Source organism: Pseudomonas rustica (assembly GCF_049959085.1).
GTDB lineage: Bacteria > Pseudomonadota > Gammaproteobacteria > Pseudomonadales > Pseudomonadaceae > Aquipseudomonas > Aquipseudomonas rustica.
In genome coordinates, this window is the sequence record NZ_CP188200.1 from 1,810,159 (window position 1) to 1,833,269 (window position 23,111).

Genomic DNA, 23,111 nt, shown 5'->3' on the forward strand with positions numbered 1-23,111 from the left:
AGCGCTCTTACCGGGCCGAAGCGAGTTGAGTGAAGGCGGTGCCGAGCCACTGCTGAACGCCATGCATCGTGGCGGCAGAAGTGTCGAGGAACGGTTGCGGGTAGACGCCGATGTAGATCAGCAACACCGCAAGGCCTAGCACCATGATCAGTTCGCGAGCGTCCATACCGTGTAGGATCGAATCCGATTTCGCCGGGCCGAAGTAGGCACGGTGGATCATGATCAGCGAGTAGACCGAACCGAACACCAGACCGGAAGTGGCAATCGCAGTAATCCACGGCCAGCTCGCGAAAGAGCCGATCAGGATCAGGAACTCACCGACAAAGTTACCGGTACCCGGCAGACCCAAGGACGCGGCTGCGAAGAACAGGCTGATTGCCGGCAGGTAAGCGATACGCGACCACACACCGCCCATCTCACGCATGTCACGAGTGTGCAGACGCTCGTACAACTGACCGCTGAGGATAAACAGTGCCGCCGCCGACACACCGTGCGCGAGCATCTGGATCACTGCACCTTGCAGGGCCAGTTGGCTGCCGGAGTAGATGCCGATCAACACGAAACCCATGTGGGAAACGGACGAGAAGGCGATCAGACGCTTGATGTCGGTTTGCGCGAATGCGAGGAACGCGCCGTAGAAGATCCCGATCAGACCAAGGGTCATGGCGATCGGCGCGAACTCGGCCGAGGCATTCGGGAACAGCGGCAGGGCGAAACGCAGCAGACCGTAAGCAGCGGTTTTCAGCAAGATACCGGCGAGGTCGACGGAACCTGCAGTCGGCGCCTGGGCGTGAGCATCAGGCAACCAGGAGTGGAACGGTACAACCGGCAGCTTGACCGCGAAGGCGATGAAGAAGCCGAGCATCAGGATGTACTCGGTGGTCATCGACATCTTGGTTTTCAACAGGTCGGCGTAGTTGAAGGTAATCACGCCAGTGTTGTTGAAGTTGACCAGCACCAGACCGAGGATCGCCACCAGCATGATCAGGCCGGACGCCTGAGTGAAGATGAAGAACTTGGTCGCCGCGTAGATCCGGGTTTTCTTGCCGTCCGAAGAACTGTGACCCCAGAGCGCGATGAGGAAGTACATCGGCACCAGCATCATTTCCCAGAAGAAGAAGAACATGAACAGGTCGAGGGCGAGGAACACGCCGACAACGCCGCCCAGGATCCACATCAGGTTCAGGTGGAAGAAGCCAACGTGACGTTGAATCTCTTTCCACGAGCAGAGTACCGAGAGGATACCCAGCAGACCGGTCAGCAGGATCATCAACAGCGACAGGCCGTCGAGGGCCAGGTGTACGCTGATGCCGAAACGCGCGATCCAGATGTGCTTGAACTCAAGCGCCCAGGTCGGATCGGCGCCAGGCGCCGGGGCAAATGAATAGTCACCGTGGGCCCACAGCCAGAGGCCGAGGGCGAGTTCCAGGGTCATGGTCAACAGCGCAATCCAGCGCGGGAGGGTAGCGCCGAAGCGCTCACCCATCCAGCACAGCAGGCCGCCGATGAAGGGGATCAGGATTAGCCAAGGCAGAATCATGACGGGCTCGTTTCCTTTCGCAAATTCGCAAGGTTCATATCAGACCGCTACCAGCACGATGGCGCCAATAACCAGCACGGCACCAGCAGCCATCGAAGCAGCGTACCAACGCAGTTGACCGGTCTCGGTGCGGCTCAGGGCGGTGTGACCACCCTTGGCCATACGCGGGATCAGACCGATGGTCTGGTCGAGCGGGTCTTTGCGCAGTACGTGGCTGATCGCCAGGTAAGGCTTGACGAACAGTTTGTCGTAGATCCAGTCGAAGCCCCAGGCAGCGAACCACCAGGCCGAAAGGAAACGGCCGATGCCGCTGTTGGCGATCGCCGTGACGAAGCGACGCTTGCCGAGGAACAGCAGCGCTGCCAGGAGGATACCGGCCAGGGCGATGGCGCCCGAAGCGATTTCCAGACTGTGCTTGGCTTCGCCACCGGCATGGCCAACGCTTTCTGGCAGTACGCCGTGCAGTGGCGGAACGATCATCGCGCCAATGGCGGTGGACAATACGATCAGCACCGACAGCGGCAGCCAGTGAGCGATGCCGTGACCGGCGTGGGCTTCGGTCTTGGCTTCACCGTGGAACGTGATGAAGATCAGGCGGAAGGTGTACAGCGACGTCATGAACGCGCCGACCAGACCTGCGTAGAGCAGACCGTGGTTGCCGCTGGCGAACGCTTCCCAAAGGATTTCGTCCTTGGAGTAGAAGCCTGCGGTGACCAGTGGCAGGGCAGCCAGTGCCGCGCCGCCGACGATGAAGCTGGCGTAGGCCAGTGGCAGTTTCTTCCACAGACCGCCCATCTTGAAGATGTTCTGCTCGTGGTGGCAGGCAACGATCACCGCACCGGAAGCAAGGAACAGCAGGGCTTTGAAGAAGGCGTGGGTCATCAGGTGGAAAATCGCGCCATCCCAAGCACCAACGCCCAGCGCCAGGAACATGTAGCCGATCTGGCTCATGGTCGAGTAGGCGAGGATACGTTTGATGTCGGTTTGTACCAGCGCGGCGAAACCAGCCAGAACCAGAGTCACACCACCGACGATGCCCACCAGATGGAGGATTTCCGGCGCCAGGGTGAACAGGCCGTGGGTACGGGCGATCAGGTAAACACCGGCAGTCACCATCGTTGCGGCGTGGATCAGTGCCGAAACCGGGGTCGGGCCGGCCATCGCGTCCGCAAGCCAGGTTTGCAGCGGCAGTTGTGCCGATTTACCGACTGCACCACCCAGCAGCATCAAGGTTGCCAAGGTGATCCAGAAGTCGCCGACCTGGAATTTCTGCGGTGCCAGCACCAGCAGTTCCTGGATGTTCAGCGTGCCCACTTGCTGGAACAGGATGAACAGGCCGATGGCCATGAACACGTCGCCGATCCGGGTCACGATGAAGGCTTTGAGTGCGGCGTTACCGTTGTTGCGGTTGCTGTAGTAGAAACCGATCAACAGGTACGAGCACAGGCCCACGCCTTCCCAGCCGAAGTACAGGAACAACAGGTTATCGCCGAGCACCAGGAACAGCATGCTGGCGATAAACAGGTTGGTGTACGAGAAGAAGCGCGAGTAGCCCGCTTCGCCGCGCATGTACCAGGACGCGAACAGGTGGATCAGGAAACCGACGCCAACCACCACACCAAGCATGGTGACCGACAGGCCGTCGACGTAGAGGGCGAAGTCAGGCTTGAAGCCTTCGACCGCCATCCACTTCCACAGCACCAGGGTGTAGTGACCGCCTTCGGGTGGTGCGACGTTGAATTGCCAGATGACGTAAGCGGCGACAATCGCCGACAAGCCAATGGAACCGACGCCGATCAGCGCCGAGAGGTTTTCCGACCAGCGTCCACGGGAGAACGACAGCAGCAGGAAACCGATCAGAGGGAATACGAAAGTCAGAAAGATCAGGTTCATCCGCGCATCTCACTGGCAGCGTCGATATCGAGCGTATGGAAGCGGCGATACAGTTGCAGCAGGATCGCCAGACCAATACTGGCCTCGGCAGCTGCAAGGCTGATCACCAGGATGAACATGATCTGTCCATCCGGCTGGCCCCAACGGGCGCCCGCGACAATGAACGCCAGTGCAGAGGCGTTCATCATCACTTCCAGACTCATCAACACGAACAAAATGTTGCGGCGGACCATCAGGCCGACCAGACCAAGGCAGAACAGGATGCCGGCGACGGCCAGTCCATGTTCGAGAGGGATAGCAGGCATGACTTACTCCTTCGCCTCGTTACGGCCCAAATGGAACGCCGTGACGGCTGCAGCGAGCAGCAGCATCGAGGCGAGTTCGACCACCAGCAGGTACGGGCCGAACAGGCTGATGCCCACGGATTTCGCGTCTACGGTGGTGTGGCCGATGGCCTGACCGCTCTGGTGAGCGAACAGCACATACAGCAGTTCGGCCAGCAGCAGCCCGGCGAGAATCACCGGCCCTGCCCAGATACCGGGCTTGAGCCAGGCGCGTTCTTGCTGAACCGCGGCGGGGCCGAGGTTGAGCATCATCACCACGAACACGAACAGCACCATGATGGCGCCGGCGTAGGCGATCACTTCCAGCACGCCGGCGAACGGTGCGCCGAGTGCGAAGAAGGTCATGGCCACAGCGATCAACGAGATGATCAGGTAGAGCAGGGCGTGCACAGGGTTGGTGTTGGTGACCACACGTAGCGTGGCCACAACAGCGATACCCGATGCGAAATAGAAAGCGAATTCCATCGTTCTTCCTTAAGGCAGCAAGCTCTTCACGTTGATCGGTTCGGCTTCGTTCTGTGCGGAGCCTTTCGGCTTGCCAGCGATTGCCATACCTGCAACACGATAGAAGTTGTAATCAGGGTTTTTGCCGGGGCCGGAGATCAGAAGATCTTCTTTCTCGTACACCAGATCCTGACGTTTGAACTCGGCCATCTCGAAATCCGGTGTCAGCTGGATTGCGGTGGTCGGACAGGCTTCCTCGCAGAGACCGCAGAAAATGCAGCGCGAGAAGTTGATACGGAAGAAGTCCGGGTACCAGCGACCGTCTTCGGTTTCAGCTTTCTGCAGCGAGATGCAACCCACCGGGCAAGCCACGGCGCACAGGTTGCAGGCAACGCAACGCTCTTCGCCATCGGGGTCACGGGTCAGGACGATACGACCACGGTAGCGTGGTGGCAGGTAGACCGCTTCTTCCGGGTATTGCAGGGTGTCGCGCTTGCGAAAGCCATGGCCGAAGACCATGACCAGGCTGCGCAACTGGGTACCAGTACCCTTAACGATGTCGCCAATATATTTGAACATGGGTCAAATCCTCACTGAACCGCGACTGCAGGCGTGTTCCACAACACGACCGCAGCGGTCACCAGCAAATTGATCAGGGTCAGTGGCAAGCAGAATTTCCAGCTGAAATCCATCACCTGGTCATAACGCGGACGCGGGATAGACGCGCGCAGCAGGATGAACAGCATGATGAAGAACGCGGTCTTCAGTGCGAACCAGAGGAAGGACAGTTGCGGCAAGATGCCGAACGGACCGTGCCAGCCACCGAAGAATAGGGTGACCAGCAGCGCCGAGATCAAGATGATGCCGATGTATTCACCAACGAAGAACATGCCCCATTTCATACCGGCGTATTCAATGTGGTAACCGTCGGCCAGTTCCTGTTCCGCTTCCGGCTGGTCGAACGGGTGACGGTGAGTCACGGCGACGCCAGCGATGAAGAAGGTACAGAAGCCGAAGAACTGCGGAATGATGAACCACAGGTTCTGCGCCTGGTATTCGACGATGTCGCGCATGTTGAACGAGCCGACCTGCACCACGATGCCCATCAGGGCCAGGCCCATGAACACTTCGTAGGACACGGTCTGCGCCGAAGCACGCAGGGCGCCGAGCAGGGCGAACTTGTTGTTACTCGACCAGCCGGCGAACAACACCGCGTAGACCGACAGACCGGCCATGGCGAAGAAGAACAGCAAGCCGATGTTCAGATCCGCGACGCCCCAGGTCGGGGTGATCGGGATGATCGCAAACGCGATCAGCAAGGCGGACATGGCCACCACCGGCGCCAAAGTGAAGATCACTTTGTCGGCAAACGGCGGCGTCCAGTCTTCCTTGAAGAACATCTTCAGCATGTCGGCGGCGATCTGGAACATACCAAACGGGCCAACGCGGTTCGGACCGTAACGGTCCTGCCACCAGCCCAGCAGGCGACGTTCGACAAAGCTGAGCAACGCACCGGCGACCACCACGGCCAACAGAATGACGATGGCTTTGATGACCGTCAGGATCACATCGATCACTTCAGGGGTGAACCAGGTCATTGCGCTGCCTCCTGCAGACCGTCGACGGATACGCCGGCGAATGCCGGTGGAATGCCGGCGATGCCCGCAGGCAATGCCACCAGACCGGCGCCCAGTTCTTCATTGATGCGCAGCGGCAGACGCAGGGTCTGACCGGCCACGTTCAGGCTCAGCAATGCACCTTCGTTGACGCCCAGACGATCCGCTTCGGATTTCGCCAGTGCCACGTAAGGAGCCGGAATGCGCTCTTGAACCGGTGCGGCTTTCGAAGAGTTTTCTTCGCTGCCGAACAGGTGGAAGAACGGCACGGCTTGCCAGGTGCCCGCTGCCGGGTTGAAGGCACGCGGTGCTGCCGCGAACCAGTTCAGCGAATCGCCAGTGCTTTCGATCAGGCGGGTGCCCGGGTCGCCAGCACGGATGTGACCACCGACTTCGTCCTGGAACTTGTTCCACGCTTGCGGCGAGTTCCAGCCCGGAGACCAGGCGAAAGGAACCTGCTGACGCGGCTCAACCGAACCCGAGTAACCTTCCATGGAGAAGGCGAACGCGGTGTCTTTGTCTTGCGGGGTGCGTGGTTCGTGAACGCTGATGTCGGCGCGCATTGCGGTGCGACCGGAGTAACGCAGCGGCTCACGCGCCAGTTTCAGACCCTTGATGCGGAACGCCGCCGACGGTGCTGCGTCGACGATACGCGCCAGTTGCGCGGTGCTCGAAGCAACGGCAGCGGTGACATGGTCGAGTTGCGTCCAGTCGATCGGCTGGTTCAGCAGGGTCGCGCGCAGGGCGTGCAGCCAGCGCCAGCCTTCGTGAACCAGAATGCTCGCATCCAGATATTGCGGATCGAAAACCTGGAAGAAGCGCTGGGCGCGACCTTCCTGGCTGACCAGCGTACCGTCGCCTTCAGCGAAGCTTGCGGCTGGCAGAACCAGGTGCGCGCGGTCGGTGGTCGCGGTCTTCTGATGATCAGCAACGATCACTACTTTCGCAGCGTTCAGCGCGGCATCGACCTTGTCTTTTGCGGTGCGGGTGAACAGATCGTTTTCCAGCACAACGATCGCGTCAGCCTTGCCGTCGATGACTGCTTGCAGCGCAGCGTCCACCGATTCGCCACCGAGCATGGCCAGACCGAGGCTGTTGGCTTCCGGCACGATCAGGCTGATCGAACCGTTCTTCTCGCGCAGTTTCAGTGCTTTGGCGATGTTCGCGGCGGCTTCGATCAGGGCTTTGGAGCCCAGCGAAGTACCGGCGATGATCAGCGGACGTTTGGCCGCGAGCAGGGCGTCGGCGATGCGCTGAGCCAGTTCCAGTGCTTCGGCGTCCAGACCTTCAACGGCCGGGGCGCTGGCGTCCAGTGCGTGAGCAACGGCGAAACCGATGCGCGCCAGATCGTCCGGAGCGGCGTGAACGCATTCTTCAGCGATGTCGTCGAGCTTGGTTTCCGCCAGGCTGGCGATGAACAGCGGGTTCAGCGCGTGCTGACCGATGTTCTTCACTGCAGCATCCAGCCAAGGCTGAACGCGCATGGCTTCAGCCATGTCTTCAGCTTTGCCCTTGACCGATTGACGCAGCGACAGCGCCACGCGAGCGGCGGTCTGGGTCAGGTCTTCACCGAGGACGAAGATCGCATCGTGGTCTTCGATGTCGCGCATGTTTGGCACAGGCAGCGGGCTGTCGTTCAGCACCTGCAAGACCAGACGAATGCGCTCCAGTTCGGACGCTTCGATGCCCGAGTAGAAGTGTTCGGCGCCAACCAGTTCGCGCAACGCGTAGTTGCTTTCGAGGCTGGCACGCGGCGAACCGATACCGACAATGTTGCGACCGCGCAGCAGGTCAGCGGCTTTATCCAGTGCGGCGTCCAGGCTGAGCTTGGTGCCGTCGGCCAGCAGCGGCTGACGTGGACGGTCGGTGCGGTTGACATAGCCATAACCGAAACGGCCACGGTCGCACAGGAAGTACTGGTTCACCGAACCGTTGAAACGGTTTTCGATGCGACGCAGTTCACCGTAACGCTCGCCCGGGGAGATGTTGCAACCGCTCGAGCAGCCATGGCAGATGCTCGGCGAGAACTGCATGTCCCACTTACGGTTGTAGCGCTCCGAGTGAGTCTTGTCGGTGAACACACCGGTCGGGCAGACCTCGGTGAGGTTGCCGGAGAACTCGCTTTCGAGGGTGCCGTCTTCAACGCGCCCGAAGTACACGTTGTCGTGGGCGCCGAATACACCGAGGTCGGTGCCGCCAGCGTAATCCTTATAGAAACGCACGCAGCGGTAGCAAGCAATGCAGCGGTTCATTTCGTGGGAAATGAACGGGCCCAGTTGCTGGTTCTGGTGGGTGCGTTTGGTGAAGCGATAACGGCGCTCGTTGTGGCCGGTCATCACTGTCATGTCTTGCAGGTGGCAATGACCGCCTTCTTCGCACACAGGGCAGTCGTGCGGGTGGTTGGTCATCAGCCATTCAACAACACTGGCGCGGAACGCCTTGGATTCTTCATCTTCGATGGAGATCCAGGTGTTGTCGGTGGCAGGCGTCATGCAGGACATGACGATGCGACCACGGGTGTCGTTCTCGTCGGTGTACTGCTTGACCGCGCACTGGCGGCAAGCCCCGACGCTACCAAGCGCGGGGTGCCAGCAGAAATATGGAATGTCGAGGCCCAGCGACAGACATGCCTGTAACAGGTTGTCTGCCCCGTCGACTTCGAGCGCTTTGCCGTCTACGTGGATAGTGGCCATGGTTCAAAGGTCTTCGTTGGCCCGGTGTCAGCGGGCGTGGCTAATGGAATCTTGTTATCCGTACGAATCAAACCAGCCTCGAAAGGCGTCATCGCAGGAGGTGAAAGGCCCAGGCCCTTCACCTTATTAAGCGTTTACGCGCCGATTACGATCGGCCTTGCCAGAGGCGGGACGGCGGCGCTGACTGGCGCGATACCGGCTTCGAACTCTGGACGGAAGTATTTGATGGCACTGCCCAACGGTTCCACGGCACCCGGTGCGTGAGCACAGAAGGTCTTGCCCGGGCCGAGGAAGTTGACCAGACCCAGCAGGGTCTCGATGTCGCCTGGCTGACCGCGGCCTTCTTCGATGGCCATCAAGAGCTTGACGCTCCATGGCAAACCATCACGGCACGGGGTGCAGAAACCGCACGACTCGCGAGCGAAGAACTGCTCCATGTTGCGCAGCAAGGAGACCATGTTGACGCTGTCATCCACCGCCATCGCCAGGCCGGTACCCATACGGGTGCCCACTTTGGCGATGCCGCCGGCGTACATTTGTGCGTCGAGGTGCTCAGGCAGAAGGAAACCGGTACCGGCGCCACCTGGCTGCCAGGCTTTGAGCTTGAAGCCGTCGCGCATGCCGCCGGCGTAGTCTTCGAACAACTCGCGACCGGTGACGCCGAATGGCAGTTCCCACAGGCCCGGGTTTTTGACTTTGCCGGAGAAGCCCATGAGCTTGGTGCCCATGTCTTCGCTGCCTTCGCGGGCCAACGATTTGTACCAGTCAACGCCGTCGGCAATGATCGCCGGCACGTTGCACAGGGTTTCGACGTTGTTCACGCAAGTCGGCTTGCCCCACACGCCGACGGCGGCAGGGAAGGGCGGCTTGGAGCGCGGGTTGGCGCGACGGCCTTCGAGGGAGTTGATCAGTGCGGTTTCTTCACCGCAGATGTAACGCCCGGCGCCGGTGTGGACGAACAGCTCGAAATCGAAGCCGCTGCCGAGAATGTTTTTACCCAGCAGGCCCGCAGCCTTGGCTTCTTCCACAGCACGATTCAAGTGCTTGGCGGCGGTGGTGTATTCGCCACGCAGGAAGATGTAGCCACGGTAGGTTTTAAGCGCGCGAGCACTGATCAGCATGCCTTCGATCAGCAGATGGGGCAGTTGCTCCATCAGCATGCGGTCTTTCCAGGTGTTCGGCTCCATTTCATCCGCGTTGCACAGCAGGTAGCGGATGTTGATGGATTCGTCTTTGGGCATCAGGCCCCACTTCACGCCCGTGGGGAAGCCTGCACCGCCGCGACCTTTCAAGCCTGCGTCTTTCACGGTCTGGACGATGGCGTCCTGATCCATGTCAGCGAAGGCTTTGCGCGCAGCGGCGTAACCGTTCTTGGCCTGGTACTCGTCGAGCCACACGGCTTCGCCGTCGTCACGCAGACGCCAGGTCAGCGGGTGAGTCTCGGCCGAACGCTGAATGCGGTTGGCAGGACCGAAAGATGTCAGGGTCATACGTAGCCCTCGAGCAGTTTGGCGACGCCAGCAGGCTGCACATCACCAAAGGTGTCGTCGTCGATCATCAGCGCCGGTGCCTTGTCGCAGTTGCCGAGGCAGCAGACCGGCAGCAGGGTGAAACGACCGTCGGTGGTGGTCTGACCCAGGCCGATGCCCAGATTGTTCTGGATTTCGCTGACCACCGACTCGTGGCCACCGATGTAGCAGACCATGCTGTCGCAGACGCGAATGATGTGACGGCCAACCGGCTGACGGAAAATCTGGCTATAGAACGTCGCCACACCTTCAACGTCGCTGGCCGGGATGCCGAGGATCTCGCCGATTGCGTACAGGGCGCCATCCGGCACCCAGCCGCGTTCTTTCTGAACGATCTTCAGGGCTTCGATCGACGCCGCGCGCGGGTCTTCGTAGTGATGCAGCTCGTGCTCGATGGCCGAGCGCTCGGTTTCACTGAGGGTGAAACGGTCTGTCTGGATAAGCGTGCTGTTCATGCTTAGCGGTCCACGTCGGCCATAACGAAGTCGATACTACCCAGGTACGCAATCAAGTCCGCGACCATGCTGCCTTTGATCACCGAAGGGATCTGTTGCAGATGCGGGAAGCTCGGAGTGCGGATCCGGGTACGGTAGCTCATGGTGCCGCCGTCGCTCGTCAGGTAATAACTGTTGATGCCCTTGGTCGCTTCGATCATCTGGAAGGATTCGTTGGCCGGCATCACCGGGCCCCACGAAACTTGCAGGAAGTGCGTGATCAAGGTTTCGATGTGCTGCAGCGTGCGCTCTTTCGGCGGCGGCGTGGTCAGCGGGTGATCCGCCTTGTACGGGCCTTCCGGCATGTTGCGCATGCACTGGTCGATGATCTTGATGCTCTGGCGCATCTCTTCAACGCGCACCATGCAGCGGTCGTAGGCATCGCCATTGGCAGCCAGCGGCACTTCGAACTCGAAATTCTCGTAGCCGGAGTATGGACGCGCTTTACGCAGGTCGAAGTCGCAACCGGTCGAACGCAGGCCTGCACCGGTGACACCCCATTCCAGGGCTTCTTTGGTGTTGTAGGCAGCGACGCCGATGGTACGGCCCTTGAGGATGCTGTTCTGCAGGGCGGCCTTGGTGTATTCGTCGAGGCGTTTTGGCAGCCATTCAACGAAGTCTTTCACCAGTTTGTCCCAGCCGCGCGGCAGGTCGTGGGCAACACCGCCGATGCGGTACCAGGCCGGGTGCAGACGGAAACCGGTAATGGCTTCAATCACCGTGTACGCCTTCTGGCGGTCGGTGAAAGTGAAGAACACCGGAGTCATGGCGCCGACGTCCTGGATGTAAGTCCCGAGGAACAGCAGGTGGCTGGTGATCCGGAAGAACTCGGCCATCATGATGCGGATGACGTCGACCTTCTCAGGCACTTTGATGCCGGCCAGCTTCTCGACCGAGAGCACGTACGGCAGGTTGTTCATCACGCCGCCGAGGTAATCGATACGGTCGGTGTACGGGATGAAACTGTGCCACGACTGACGCTCGGCCATCTTCTCGGCACCACGGTGGTGGTAACCGACATCCGGCACACAGTCGACGATTTCTTCACCGTCCAGTTGCAGAATGATGCGGAACGCACCGTGCGCCGAAGGGTGGTTCGGGCCGAGGTTGAGGAACATGTAGTCCTCGTTCGTCCCGGAGCGCTTCATGCCCCAGTCTTCAGGACGGAAACGCGCGGCTTCCTCCTCAAGCTGTTGCTTGGCGAGGTTGAGGCTGAACGGATCGAATTCGGTAGCACGCGCCGGGAAGTCCTTGCGCAGCGGGTGACCTTCCCAGGTCGGCGGCATCATGATGCGCGACAGGTGCGGGTGGCCTTTGAAGTCGATGCCGAACATGTCCCAGACTTCACGCTCGTACCAGTTGGCGTTCGGCCAGATACCGGTAACGGTCGGCAAGCTGAGGTCGCTCTCGGACAAGGCGACCTTGATCATCACGTCACTGTTACGCTCCAGCGACATGAGGTGATAGAACACGGTGAACTCAGCGTCGCTCGGCAGCCCTTGACGCTTGGTGCGCAGACGCTCGTCCACGCCGTGCAGGTCATAGAGCATGACGTACGGCTTGGGCAGGTTGCGCAGGAAGGTCAGGACTTCGACGAGTTTGGCGCGCGCCACCCACAGCACCGGCATGCCGGTGCGGGTCGACTGAGCGGTGAACGCTTCGGCGCCAAAACGGTTGTTCAATTCAACGACCACATCCTGGTCGTCTGCCTTATAAGGCGGGATGTACAGAGCGCTGCCTGTAGTCATGGTTATTTTTTCGCTTTCGGTCAACGTAAAGAATGAAGCCAGCTTCTCGTTTCTTTGTCAGAACAGATCTGGATCAGACTTCGTCAGGGCTGCGCAGGTTGGTGACTGCGATTCGCTGTTCGCGGCGCTGTTCCTTCTGCGAAGGCATGTCGGCGCGATAAACGCCTTGATCGCCAACGACCCAGGAAAGCGGACGACGCTCCTTGCCGATCGATTCCTGCAACAGCATCAAGCCTTGCAGAAATGCTTCCGGACGAGGAGGGCAGCCAGGTACGTAGACGTCCACGGGCAGGAACTTGTCCACCCCTTGAACCACAGAGTAGATGTCGTACATGCCACCGGAGTTAGCGCACGAACCCATGGAGATCACCCACTTCGGCTCGAGCATCTGCTCGTAGAGACGCTGGATGATCGGCGCCATCTTGATGAAGCAGGTACCGGCGATAACCATGAAGTCGGCCTGACGCGGCGATGCCCGGATAACCTCGGCGCCAAAGCGCGCAATGTCGTGGGGCGCCGTGAAGGCGGTGGTCATTTCCACGTAGCAGCACGACAAGCCGAAGTTGTACGGCCACAGGGAGTTCTTACGTCCCCAGTTGACCGCGCCACTCAGCACGTCTTCCAGCTTGCCCATGAAAATGTTTTTGTGGACTTGATCTTCTAACGGATCGGAAACGGTTTCCCGTTCGCCAATCGGATATTGCTCGTTAGGAGCATCGGGGTCGATCCTGGTGAGATTGTATTGCATTGCCAAAGCCTCATTGTTTCAGCTTCGCCTGCCGCTTGCGACGAGCTTCCGGAGCCCAGTCAAGGGCGCCCACTCGGAACAGGTAGACAAGACCTGCCAACAGAATTGCTATGAAAACGAGAGCTTCGACGAATCCGGTCCAGCCGCTTTCGCGGACGGACACAGACCATGCAAAGAGAAAGAGGGCTTCGATATCGAAGATCACGAAGAGCATCGCGACCAGATAGAATTTGGCTGAGAGCCGCAAGCGGGCGCCACCGGTAGGTAGCATGCCCGACTCGAACGGTTCGTTTTTGCTGCGGCCCCAGGCTTTTGACCCAAGGAGGCTGGAGACACCGAGCATGAAGGCACACAGGCCGACGACACCCAGAAGGAAAATGGCAAAGCCCCAGTTGTGGGCCATGAGTCCTGTCGCTTCGGGCATGCTGGTAATCCTTAACAGAGAGCAAAGGTCTCTGAGCTTGATAAAGAAATAAGGCAGTGACGATATGTCGCAGCAATCAATCGCGCTGATTTTATGGCTAAACACCCGGCAAGTAAAATTCCTATAGCGAAATTATTTATTGGAATAAGGACATAGCGCACCTCCAAGCCCCGCCAGCCCATGCGTTGCGGGCATTAGCCGGTTTTGCGGGAAATATGTTTTGTTTGAAATGTAACGAACATAGTTGCTGCTAAATGATAATCAATATTGTTTGGCGCGGTTTTGTAACTGTTTAACGGGTGAGGTATTGGGAAGTTGTCTTACTTGCACGTTACTGCAAGTAGCGACGGCGCCCGTTTTACACGATTTTTCCTACGCCGCTACCGCTCTGGATCAATGTTTTGTCCGAGCACCGCAGATCCCTGTGGGAGCGAGCCTGCTCGCGAAAGCGCCAGATCAGCCAACCCGTTTATCGCCTGACACGCCGCCTTCGCGAGCAAGCCCGCTCCCACACTGATTCGTGGTGTGCCAGAGGTTTTGTGTACTACCGAGAACCCCTGTGGGAGCGAGCCTGCTCGCGAAAGCGCCAGATCAGCCAACCCATTTATCGCCTGACACGCCGCCTTCGCGAGCAAGCTCAGCTCCTACAATGATTTGTGGTGTGCCTGGGGTTTTGTGTACTACCGAGAACCCGTAAGAGCAAAGCTTGCTCGCGAAAGCGCCAGATCAGCCAACCCATTTATCACCTGACACTCCGCCTTCGCGAGCAAGCTCAGCTCCTACAATGATTCGTGGTGTGCCCGAGGTTTTGTGTACTACCGAGAACCCCTGTGGGAGCGAGCCTGCTCGCGAAAGCGCCAGATAAGCCAACCCGTTTATCGCCTGACACGCCGCCTTCGCGAGCAAGCTCAACTCCTACATTGATTTGTGGTGCGCCCGAGGTTTTGTGTACTACCGAGAACCCCTGTGGGAGCGAGCCTGCTCGCGAAAGCGGTAAATCAATCACCACCAGCCCCGACGCCTTGCACGCCAGGCCAGTCCCCCTCCAATCCTCTCAGCCAAACCGCCCAGCCAGCTTCGAAGCCGCGACCTCAAAAGCAGCCTTCATTTCCTCAACCACCCCATCATCATGCGCAAACGATAAATAAACCCGCCCATAAGGCGAAGGCATCACCAACACCCCGGCCTCGCGCAACGCCAAATGCAGCGCCTTACTAAACTCCGCATCGCCACATTCCAGCGCCTCGGCATAATTCGTCGGCGCCTGCGTCGAAGGCCAGATCCCGAACACATTGCCGTAACCGCTGGTGCTCACCGTCATCCCGTGCGCTTTGAACGAGGCCTCCACCGAAACGCGCAGCGCCTCACCCCGAGCAATCAAACGCTGATAATCCGCGTCATCCAGTTGCGCCAAGGTGCTGATCACCGCCGCGCACGCCATCGGGTTGCCGCTGAACGTACCGCCACGCAGCACGCGACCTTCCTCAAACCCCGCCAAAATATGCGGCTTGCCGACAATCGCCGACACCGGCACACCATTACCAATCGCCTTGCCAACACTGGCGATGTCCGGATCCAGCCCCGCCTGCAAACCCGCGAGCCCGGCGAACAAACGAAACCCCATCAACACTTCATCACAGATCACCAGCGCCCCATGCCGATGCGCGACTTCCTGCACATGCAGCAAATACCCCGGCGCTGGCATGATGCATCCCGCATTAGCGAGCATCGGCTCAAGAATCACCGCCGCAATGTCGGAATCCTCAGCAAACAGTCGCTCGACATCAGCAAAGTCATTGAAGCGCAGCAACGTAGTGCGCGGCGTAGAAGGTCGCTGGCCATCAGCGAAATTCGCCTCACTGGACGACACATTGCCAAAGCTGACGTCATCAAACCAACCATCGAACCCCGCCGCCATTTTCGCGATACGCCCGCGCCCGGTATAAGCGCGCGCCGCACGGCAGGCGAGGTGCACCGCTTCACTGCCGGAGTTGGTGAAAATCACTTTGCTCAGCGCGCCGGTGTGCGCCGCCAGTGCCGAGGCCGCCGCGTGTTCACGGACATGCGCCCAGGATGGCGCGGCAGAATCGGCCAACGCCGCCGCCACCTGTTCGTTGACGCGATTATTGGCGTGCCCCAACAGCACCGCGCCAAAGCCAAGCGCCGTGTCGATGTAGCGACGACCTTGATCGTCATACACATAGGCATCCTTGCCGTTGCGGATAAACAGGGTTTCGCCATTGAGTTCCGGAAGGATGCGCGCGGCGCTGGAAACATCGCCAATCAGGTTACGCATAGAAGCCTCTGTGCTTATTAATAGGTGAGCGTTCAGCCGCGCTCGGTGTTCCACGGACTCTGTGCGAGTTTCTGTTCAAGAAAGTCGCGGAACACGCGGATCCTGGGGCTGAGGTGCTTGCGATTGGTGTAGATCATGTAAATCGGTTCAAAGCTGTCCGGGCTGTAGCTCTGCAGCAGCGGGATCAAGCGGCCCTCGCGGATGTCGTGGCCGATATGAAACTCGGCCAAGCGCACAATGCCCGCGCCGCTGAGGGCCAGATCGCGCAGCAGATCGCCCTGAGCGAAAGTCGCTTTGGGAATCACCGGGATGCTGGTCGGATTGCCATCGATGAGGAAATCCCAGTCGTTCCACACGCTGTTGAAGCCGAAGCTGAAACAGGTGTGATCGAGCAATTGCTGCGGGTGCTCGGGCGTTCCGTGGCGGGCGAGGTAGTCCGGGGAGGCGCAGATAATCCAGCGACTCTGGCCAATCTTGCGGGCGATGCGCGTGGAGTCCGGTAATACGCCGCTGTGAATCGCCAGATCCAGCCCTTGATCGAACTGATCGGAAAATTGCGCGCCGATCTGGATATCAATCGTCAACCCGGGGTAGGCCGCCAAAAACTCCGGCAGCCACGGAATGATCTGGTGTTTGGCAAACGTCGACATCGTGTGAATCCGCAGCATGCCACTGACCCGCGTCGGAAACGCTTCGGCCAGTGAGTCGGCTTCGGCCATCGCGTTGATCACCGCGCGGGCGCTGACCAGATAGGCGGCGCCTTCTTCGGTCAGCGACAAGCTGCGCGTACCGCGTTGAAACAGGCGCACCTGCAAGCGATCTTCCAGACGCGAGATCAGTTTGCTGATGGCCGACGGCGTCAGACCGTGGGCGCGAGAGGCCGCTGAAAAGTTACCGTGCTCCGTGGCCCAAAGAAACGCCAGCAGCTGCGAGTAGTTATCCAAGACTTGCCTCCCGTGTCGATCCGACGCCTGCCACGGCGTCGATCAGCGAATGAACTGTTCGATGTAATCGTCTGGCAGCCCGAGCGTTTTGTAATGCGCGCGAGCGGTTTCCAGTTTGGTGAAAACGTCTTCGTAGCCGACCGCTACACCTTGTGGGTCAACGTAGGTGTAACCGCCCTGCACGTGGAACCAGGTGATCATCTCTTCGACATCTTCCGGCACGAACAGGGTGTGAGTCTCGCCCGGTGGCTCGAACGCGAACGAACCTTCCTCGGCGACCCAGTCATGCTCCAGATAGTACCAGCGACCTTTAAGCACCATCGCGTGCACGCCGCCGGTATGACGATGACGCGAGAGCACGCCGCTTTTGCGCACGCGCAGCAGGTTGATGTAGTAGCCACCGGACACGCTGAGCAACACCGGTTTGAACGACACCGAATCGGTCACCGGCACCCACAGTTGATCGTCTTCCAGCCATTGGCCGAGGACGCCGGGGTGCACCATGTCGGGCGCCATGTACGGCACTTGCGGCAGTTGATACGGGATGGCCAGTTCGTCAGGTTTAGGCGCAATACTCATGAGGCGTTCCTTGTAAGTTTTGATAACCCCCGGCCGGTTGTTGGCCGGGGTTTCAAGCAGAATAGGGTGGCAATCAGCCGTGAAAAAGCAGGTCGCCGGCACACTCGCTGTGACGCTCAGTCACAGCGGCGGGCGGTGTTCAGGCCAATACTTGCGGGGTGGCGGTTTCAACTGGCGCCATGGCACTGCGTCGGGCCGACAGCTCGGGCTGCGACTTCTGCAAATACGCGCCGATGATCACCAGCACCGCCGTCAGGCCAAGGGTCGAGAGCAGTTCCGCACGCTGACCGGGGAAAGCCGCCATGATCGCGAACACGCCGAGGATGAACACGATTGTGAGGATCGTCAGATACGGAAACATCCACATGCGCACTTCGAGTTTCTTGCCCTGTGCGACCAGTTTGCGGCGCATGCACAGTTGCGTGACGGCGATCACCAGGTACATCAGCAAGGCCAATGCGCCGCTGGTGGCCAGCAGAAACTGAAACACTTGCTTGGGCAGCAGGTAGTTGGCAGTCAGCGCCGTCAGTGCCGCGACCGATGTCAGCGCGACGGCCAACAGCGGCACGCCTTGACGGGTGGTGTGCGACACCGCATTCGGCGCATCACCGCGACGGGCCAGCGAGTAGGCCATGCGCGAAGCGGTATAGATCGCCGAGTTCAGGCAACTGGTGACCGCCACCAGCACAACAATGCCCATGATCTGCGGCGCCCACGGAATGTTCATCGCGCTCAGCACAGCCTGGTAAGAGCCCTGCGCCAGATCCGGCGCGTTCCACGGAATGAGGCACACCACCACAAACATCGAGCCGAGATAGAACAAGCCCAGACGCCAGACCACGGCACGAATGGCTTTTTTGATATTGGCTTTCGGATCCTTGGATTCAGCGGCGGCAATGGTCACCACTTCGCTGCCCTGGAAACTGAACATCGCTGTCAGCAGACCGGCGACAATCGCCACATTACCGTTGGGAGCAAAACCGCCATTGGCGTACAGATTGGAAATCCCGCTGGTCGAGGAACCCGGCAAAATCCCGAAAATCGCCAGCACGCCGAGGATGATGAAACCGACGATCGACACGACCTTGAACAGCGACAACCAATATTCCAGCGTACCGAACGAACCGACGCTGAGGCTGTTACACAGGATCAATGCGAACGTGACGCCGAACGCCGCCACCCAATGCGAAATCCCCAGCCAGTCGCCCAGAATATTGCCCGCAACAATTGCTTCAATGGCAATCACCAACACGTAAAACCACCAGTACAACCAACCGATGGAAAACCCGGCCCAGCGACCAATCGCCTGATCGGCATAGGAAGAAAACGACCCGGTGTCCGGCCGAGCAGTCGCCATTTCGCCGAGCATCTGCATGACCAACACCACAATGATCGCCGCGCAGACATACGACACCAGCACCGCAGGGCCAGCGGTGGCAATGGCATTACTCGAACCCACAAACAGACCGGCGCCAATCACGCCGCCGATCGAAATCATCGTGACCTGCCGTCCTTTCAAGCCATTCCCTAGCTCGTTGTTAGCCTTGTCTTTGTCATCACGCATCGGCTCGTACCTCGAATGAACGTCTTTATTATTGTCTGAAACGCCGCAACGACACGGCGATGGGCCGTACCCTAAGCGCTTAGAGGGGAGGGCATTAGCCCTAAATGGTTCAAAGAGGATGTGAACTGTCGTCACAGGTGGCGGGTGTTAGGTGGGGGAGTGTCAAAGACGGGGGATGGAGGGCGGACGCTCTGCCGAATCCATAATCGACTGGTTTTTTCAGGTCGATGTATAACGCCAGACACCTCGGTCGGCTCCCTATCCCGGAGGGAGAGGGCTGGGGTGAGGGGAAAGGATGTTGGTCTATTACAGGCGTTTACTGAAGATCGCGTGGATGCTGTTGAGCAGATCTGCCTGCGCGATCAGCGGTCAGCCTGAAAAGCCCCTCACCCTAGCCCTCTCCCGGAGGGAGAGGGGACTGAATGGGGGATGCTGGAGGGATACGCCGACTTGAACGTGCCGCTTTGAATCCATAATCGACTGGATTTTTCAGGTCGATGTATAACGCCCAGACAACTCGGTCAGTCCCCAATAACTCTGGGAGAGGTTGGGGTGAGGGTCGCGGTTCACGCACTCGGCACAACATTATCCAGCGCCTTGTTCACCGCCAATTCCCCCAGCATCACCACCTGCGCAATCCCCAGCAACGTATTGCGATTCGGCCCTTCCAGCATCCCGGCAAAATCCCCCAGCATCACCGTGGCCGAGGCCAGCGATTCGCAAGCATTGGCCAGCAAAGTTTCGGTATCAGATTGCGGATTAACCATAAACAGCGTGCTGGGGCTGTACGGTGTGGCCATGATTTTCTCAGGCGCAAGATAATGATCAAGCGCACGCTCAGCCGCTGCGTGAAGCTTTTTCGAATTGAATGATTCATAGGGTGACGCCGGGTCTGTGACCGGTGGATTGCTTGTGGTTTCGGACATCAACTGAAACTCCGATGGATAAATGACACCCTGTAGGAGCTGCCGAAGGCTGCGATCTTTTGATCTTGGTTTTATAAATGCAGATCAAAAGATCGCAGCCTTCGGCAGCTCCTACAGGGGGATTGTGGGGAGTTTGTTAGTGCGGCAGGCGTCGGCCGTCCAGGACTCGATTGACCATGAGTTCACTCAGCATGATTACCTGATGCAGCATCAACAGGGATCGGCGTTGTGTGTTGTCGACGACATCGCCAATTTCACGCGCCATGTCGTTGGCGGCGGCCAACGATTCGCAGGCTTCGACGAGTAAGGTTTCTTCGTCCACGGTGGGGTCGATCAGGAAGATCTTGCTGGTCTTGCGGGAAGGGATTGAGAGTTTCAGTGAGTCGGGGTTGAGATAGAAATCCGCCAAATCCCAGACAAAAAAAACGCCCCGAACCAGTCGGGGCGTCAGTTTTGCGGCTCTGCGGTTAGCTTTCTATCCGATCCGCAGAGGCCGTTTGCTCAGGCGAAGCAGAATCAGTGGAACTGTTCTTCTTCAGTCGAACCGGTCAGTGCGGTTACCGAAGACGAGCCACCTTGAATCACGGTGGTCATGTCGTCGAAGTAGCCGGTGCCCACTTCCTGCTGGTGAGCCACGAAGGTGTAACCCTTGGCGGCGTCAGCGAATTCCTGCTCTTGCAGTTTCACGTAAGCAGTCATGTCGTTGCGGGCGTAGTCGTGCGCCAGGTTGAACATGCTGTGCCACATGTTGTGAATGCCGGCCAGGGTGATGAACTGGTGCTTGTAACCCATGGCGGACAGTTCGCGCTGGAACTTGGCGATGGTCGCGTCGTCCAGGTTTTTCTTCCAGTTGAAGGAAGGCGAGCAGTTGTACGACAGCAGTTGATCCGGGTATTCCTTTTTGATCGCTTCGGCGAAGCGACGAGCCTCGTCCAGATCCGGCTTGGCGGTTTCGCACCAGATCAGGTCGGCGTATGGCGCGTAAGCCAGGCCACGGGCGATGGCTTGATCGAGGCCAGCGCGAACCTTGTAGAAACCTTCCTGAGTGCGCTCGCCAGTTACGAACGGCTGGTCGTACGGGTCGCAATCGGAGGTCAGCAGGTCAGCGGCGTTCGCGTCGGTACGGGCCAGAATGATGGTCGGGGTACCGGCAACGTCAGCAGCCAGACGCGCAGCGGTCAGCTTCTGTACGGCTTCCTGAGTTGGAACCAGTACTTTACCGCCCATGTGACCGCATTTTTTCACGGAAGCCAGTTGGTCTTCGAAGTGAACGCCGGCGGCGCCTGCTTCGATCATGCTCTTCATCAGCTCGTAAGCGTTCAGCACGCCACCGAAGCCGGCTTCAGCGTCAGCCACGATTGGTGCGAAGTAGTCGATGTAGCCTTCGTCGCCCGGGCCTTTGCCGGCTTTCCACTGGATCTGGTCGGCACGACGGAACGAGTTGTTGATGCGCTTGACCACGGTTGGAACCGAGTCCACCGGGTACAGCGACTGGTCCGGGTACATCGATTCGGCGGAGTTGTTGTCCGCAGCTACTTGCCAGCCCGACAGGTAGATCGCCTGGATACCGGCTTTGACTTGTTGCACAGCCTGGCCGCCGGTCAGGGCGCCCATGCAGTTGACGAAATCTTTCTCAGGACGGAAGGACGGCTTGGCGCCCTGGGTGACCAGGTTCCACAGCTTCTCGGCGCCCAGTTTTGCAAAAGTGTGCTCAGGTTGAACCGAGCCACGCAGGCGGACGACGTCAGCAGCGGAGTAAGCGCGTGTCACGCCTTTCCAGCGCGGGTTTTCAGCCCAGTCTTTTTCGAGGGCTGCAATTTGCTGTTCGCGTGTCAGTGCCATGGAGATAAACCTCGTCGCGTCTTTTATGAAAAGTTGTTCTGCGGTGGAAAATTCCTGCGCTCGCTGACCAGAAGCTTAGGGGGTCAAGTCGGATTCGGCGGGGTAGGCGACGGGATGAACGATGGGCTCGAGGGGAAGTGAGCAGGTAGTGGCGGACTGCGGGCGCATTCGGGCGTCGTGGGCCTCTATACGGTCTACAGCGTGGAGCCGGGTTACCTAATTACGCTTCCGTCCCTCGGGACAACTTCGTTCCAGTCGGCAACCTCGTCAAACACACCTTGTGGGCGGTACAGACACGAAGCGGTTCGCGGGGTAGGTGCGAACATCGCTTCGAAGGCCCTTGCCAGGGCCTCTGATTAGCGGGAGCGAGGCCATCATGCCTTTGCTTTTTTGCCTCGTCAAACGTTTTGTAGTGCTTTTTTTCAAGCACTACATCTTTCGTCTAATACGACTAATCAGTCAGTTTTCGGTGAGTTAGTCCAAGGTGTCGACTTTCACCCGCAAGGTCATGTCATCCCGGCCTTGAGTAGAGTAGCTGCGGGTCAGGCCCTGTTTGTCAGCCTGGGTCTGGCTGTTGACACCGGCGAGGGTGATCCACTCGCCGAGGCGGCCGGTGACGGTTGTGTCAGTGCTTTGCACGTTCACTACATCGGGACGTTCCTGGCTCATGCGGTCACGGTTGGTACTGATCGCCAGGTGAACGGTGTCGCCGGTGACGCTGGCGGTGACGTAGAACCCTTGAGTGACGTTGCGATACTGGGTCTGGCTGCTGTAATCGCCGTAGGAATTGCTCTGGCTGCTGGTGATTGGCACGCTTTGGCCTACTTGAATCAGCGCCGGTGCGCCTTCACTGGCCTGCACTTGCTGAATGCCACCGTTACGGCTGGTGGTGCTGCGGCTGATGATGCGGGTCTGGTTGGGCGGGGCGCCGTTGACTGCATAGCCTTCGTCGCCGCGACCATTGTTTTCGTTGGTGTCGACGGTGATCAGCAGGCGTTTGGGCGCGGTGTCGAGTTGTGACAGCAGATCCTTGAGTTCCTGAATCTTGCCCGGCTCGGCTTTGACGATGAGCTGGTTGCCGTAGGCGCTGACCTGGCCATCCTGACCGATAAAGTCCTGCGCCACCGGCAACATATCGGCGCTGGTGTGGTACTTGAGGGGCACGATTTCTGTGGCTGCCATCACCGAAAAACTGCAACCGAGCAGCAGGGTGGTGAGCAGGGTGCGTAGGGACATGTCCGTTATCTCCGCTGAATAGATTTCTGTAGGAGCTGCCGAAGGCTGCGATCTTTGGATCTGGCACTTGCTCCTCAGCCCAAGATATCAAAACGACGCCGCGTTTATTGTGCTGAAGCTTAAAAGATCGCAGCCTTCGGCAGCTCCTACAGGTTTGCTGTTGTTGCAGTTTGTCGGCCTGGGGTGGGGCAAGTTGAGTCGTAGACAGCAAAACGCCCCGGCATCGTTGGATGCCGGGGCGTTTTGCATGA

At 59.1% G+C, this 23,111-nt stretch carries 19 protein-coding genes and 1 pseudogene; all 20 read right to left on the reverse strand.

The annotated features are described in order from the left end of the window. Positions 1-7: 7 nt before the first annotated feature. Complete coding sequence (gene nuoM / locus ACP3TY_RS08450; protein ID WP_008082846.1) at positions 8-1,540, reverse strand: NADH-quinone oxidoreductase subunit M; 1,533 nt, start codon at positions 1,538-1,540, stop codon at positions 8-10. A gap of 39 nt (positions 1,541-1,579) precedes the next feature. Next, positions 1,580-3,433, reverse strand: a complete 1,854-nt coding sequence (nuoL, locus tag ACP3TY_RS08455) for an NADH-quinone oxidoreductase subunit L (protein WP_008082848.1) — start codon at positions 3,431-3,433, stop codon at positions 1,580-1,582. Further along, a complete protein-coding gene (nuoK, locus tag ACP3TY_RS08460) occupies positions 3,430-3,738 on the reverse strand; it encodes an NADH-quinone oxidoreductase subunit NuoK (protein ID WP_003223790.1) in 309 nt (102 codons plus the stop codon). The genes nuoL and nuoK overlap by 4 nt, the downstream gene beginning before the upstream one ends. A 3-nt stretch (positions 3,739-3,741) precedes the next feature. Next, complete coding sequence (gene nuoJ, locus ACP3TY_RS08465) at positions 3,742-4,242, reverse strand: NADH-quinone oxidoreductase subunit J (protein ID WP_426619712.1); 501 nt, start codon at positions 4,240-4,242, stop codon at positions 3,742-3,744. A 9-nt stretch (positions 4,243-4,251) separates the two neighbouring features. Beyond that, complete coding sequence (gene nuoI / locus ACP3TY_RS08470; protein WP_007920177.1) at positions 4,252-4,800, reverse strand: NADH-quinone oxidoreductase subunit NuoI; 549 nt, start codon at positions 4,798-4,800, stop codon at positions 4,252-4,254. An 11-nt stretch (positions 4,801-4,811) separates the two neighbouring features. After that, positions 4,812-5,819, reverse strand: a complete 1,008-nt coding sequence (gene nuoH / locus ACP3TY_RS08475) for an NADH-quinone oxidoreductase subunit NuoH (protein ID WP_008082852.1) — start codon at positions 5,817-5,819, stop codon at positions 4,812-4,814. Next, entirely contained in the window at positions 5,816-8,530 is a 2,715-nt protein-coding gene (gene nuoG, locus ACP3TY_RS08480) for an NADH-quinone oxidoreductase subunit NuoG (RefSeq protein WP_212551195.1), read from the reverse strand. The genes nuoH and nuoG overlap by 4 nt, the downstream gene beginning before the upstream one ends. 134 nt (positions 8,531-8,664) lie before the next feature. Then, positions 8,665-10,020, reverse strand: a complete 1,356-nt coding sequence (nuoF, locus tag ACP3TY_RS08485) for an NADH-quinone oxidoreductase subunit NuoF (RefSeq protein ID WP_008082856.1) — start codon at positions 10,018-10,020, stop codon at positions 8,665-8,667. Next, positions 10,017-10,514 (reverse strand): NADH-quinone oxidoreductase subunit NuoE, encoded by a 498-nt coding sequence (gene nuoE / locus ACP3TY_RS08490; RefSeq protein ID WP_007920186.1) that lies wholly within the window; start codon positions 10,512-10,514, stop codon positions 10,017-10,019. Before nuoE ends, nuoF begins: the two co-directional genes overlap by 4 nt. Positions 10,515-10,516: 2 nt before the next feature. Then, entirely contained in the window at positions 10,517-12,301 is a 1,785-nt protein-coding gene (gene nuoC, locus ACP3TY_RS08495) for an NADH-quinone oxidoreductase subunit C/D (protein ID WP_008082858.1), read from the reverse strand. A 73-nt stretch (positions 12,302-12,374) separates the two neighbouring features. Continuing rightward, complete coding sequence (locus ACP3TY_RS08500) at positions 12,375-13,049, reverse strand: NuoB/complex I 20 kDa subunit family protein (protein ID WP_053121628.1); 675 nt, start codon at positions 13,047-13,049, stop codon at positions 12,375-12,377. A gap of 10 nt (positions 13,050-13,059) precedes the next feature. Next, entirely contained in the window at positions 13,060-13,473 is a 414-nt protein-coding gene (locus ACP3TY_RS08505) for an NADH-quinone oxidoreductase subunit A (protein ID WP_003223812.1), read from the reverse strand. Between the two features lie 1,054 nt (positions 13,474-14,527). Then, on the reverse strand, positions 14,528-15,769 hold the full coding sequence (locus ACP3TY_RS08510) for an aspartate aminotransferase family protein (RefSeq protein WP_426619713.1): 1,242 nt from the start codon (positions 15,767-15,769) through the stop codon (positions 14,528-14,530). A gap of 32 nt (positions 15,770-15,801) precedes the next feature. Further along, positions 15,802-16,713: a LysR family transcriptional regulator gene (locus tag ACP3TY_RS08515; RefSeq protein ID WP_400755604.1), complete on the reverse strand. Its 912-nt coding sequence runs from the start codon at positions 16,711-16,713 to the stop codon at positions 15,802-15,804. A gap of 42 nt (positions 16,714-16,755) precedes the next feature. Then, positions 16,756-17,292 carry a 2,4'-dihydroxyacetophenone dioxygenase family protein gene (locus ACP3TY_RS08520; RefSeq protein ID WP_159813890.1) on the reverse strand — a complete coding sequence of 179 codons (537 nt, stop codon included), beginning with the start codon at positions 17,290-17,292 and terminating at the stop codon, positions 16,756-16,758. Positions 17,293-17,431: 139 nt separating this feature from the next. Beyond that, positions 17,432-18,856 (reverse strand): amino acid permease, encoded by a 1,425-nt coding sequence (locus ACP3TY_RS08525; protein WP_426619714.1) that lies wholly within the window; start codon positions 18,854-18,856, stop codon positions 17,432-17,434. A 566-nt stretch (positions 18,857-19,422) separates the two neighbouring features. Beyond that, positions 19,423-19,782 (reverse strand): DUF6124 family protein, encoded by a 360-nt coding sequence (locus tag ACP3TY_RS08530; RefSeq protein WP_426620444.1) that lies wholly within the window; start codon positions 19,780-19,782, stop codon positions 19,423-19,425. Positions 19,783-19,918: 136 nt separating this feature from the next. Then, a pseudogene (locus tag ACP3TY_RS08535) lies at positions 19,919-20,185 on the reverse strand (DUF6124 family protein); the annotation flags it as partial. Between the two features lie 113 nt (positions 20,186-20,298). Continuing rightward, entirely contained in the window at positions 20,299-21,624 is a 1,326-nt protein-coding gene (gene aceA, locus ACP3TY_RS08540) for an isocitrate lyase (RefSeq protein WP_008032724.1), read from the reverse strand. Between the two features lie 474 nt (positions 21,625-22,098). After that, complete coding sequence (locus tag ACP3TY_RS08545; protein ID WP_426619715.1) at positions 22,099-22,860, reverse strand: secretin N-terminal domain-containing protein; 762 nt, start codon at positions 22,858-22,860, stop codon at positions 22,099-22,101. Positions 22,861-23,111: the final 251 nt, after the last annotated feature.

What these genes read in the sequence shown, in the direction of transcription:
- nuoE (WP_007920186.1), bottom strand. Translation starts at nt 10,514, where the DNA reads ATGAACAGCACGCTTATCCAGACAGACCGTTTCACCCTCAGTGAAACC.
- nuoK (WP_003223790.1), bottom strand. Translation starts at nt 3,738, where the DNA reads ATGCCTGCTATCCCTCTCGAACATGGACTGGCCGTCGCCGGCATCCTG.
- nuoL (WP_008082848.1), bottom strand. Translation starts at nt 3,433, where the DNA reads ATGAACCTGATCTTTCTGACTTTCGTATTCCCTCTGATCGGTTTCCTG.
- ACP3TY_RS08500 (WP_053121628.1), bottom strand. Translation starts at nt 13,049, where the DNA reads ATGCAATACAATCTCACCAGGATCGACCCCGATGCTCCTAACGAGCAA.
- nuoG (WP_212551195.1), bottom strand. Translation starts at nt 8,530, where the DNA reads ATGGCCACTATCCACGTAGACGGCAAAGCGCTCGAAGTCGACGGGGCA.
- aceA (WP_008032724.1), bottom strand. Translation starts at nt 21,624, where the DNA reads ATGGCACTGACACGCGAACAGCAAATTGCAGCCCTCGAAAAAGACTGG.
- ACP3TY_RS08525 (WP_426619714.1), bottom strand. Translation starts at nt 18,856, where the DNA reads ATGCGTGATGACAAAGACAAGGCTAACAACGAGCTAGGGAATGGCTTG.
- nuoH (WP_008082852.1), bottom strand. Translation starts at nt 5,819, where the DNA reads ATGACCTGGTTCACCCCTGAAGTGATCGATGTGATCCTGACGGTCATC.
- nuoJ (WP_426619712.1), bottom strand. Translation starts at nt 4,242, where the DNA reads ATGGAATTCGCTTTCTATTTCGCATCGGGTATCGCTGTTGTGGCCACG.
- nuoI (WP_007920177.1), bottom strand. Translation starts at nt 4,800, where the DNA reads ATGTTCAAATATATTGGCGACATCGTTAAGGGTACTGGTACCCAGTTG.
- ACP3TY_RS08505 (WP_003223812.1), bottom strand. Translation starts at nt 13,473, where the DNA reads ATGCCCGAAGCGACAGGACTCATGGCCCACAACTGGGGCTTTGCCATT.
- ACP3TY_RS08530 (WP_426620444.1), bottom strand. Translation starts at nt 19,782, where the DNA reads ATGTCCGAAACCACAAGCAATCCACCGGTCACAGACCCGGCGTCACCC.
- ACP3TY_RS08510 (WP_426619713.1), bottom strand. Translation starts at nt 15,769, where the DNA reads ATGCGTAACCTGATTGGCGATGTTTCCAGCGCCGCGCGCATCCTTCCG.
- ACP3TY_RS08520 (WP_159813890.1), bottom strand. Translation starts at nt 17,292, where the DNA reads ATGAGTATTGCGCCTAAACCTGACGAACTGGCCATCCCGTATCAACTG.
- ACP3TY_RS08545 (WP_426619715.1), bottom strand. Translation starts at nt 22,860, where the DNA reads ATGTCCCTACGCACCCTGCTCACCACCCTGCTGCTCGGTTGCAGTTTT.
- nuoC (WP_008082858.1), bottom strand. Translation starts at nt 12,301, where the DNA reads ATGACTACAGGCAGCGCTCTGTACATCCCGCCTTATAAGGCAGACGAC.
- nuoF (WP_008082856.1), bottom strand. Translation starts at nt 10,020, where the DNA reads ATGACCCTGACATCTTTCGGTCCTGCCAACCGCATTCAGCGTTCGGCC.
- nuoM (WP_008082846.1), bottom strand. Translation starts at nt 1,540, where the DNA reads ATGATTCTGCCTTGGCTAATCCTGATCCCCTTCATCGGCGGCCTGCTG.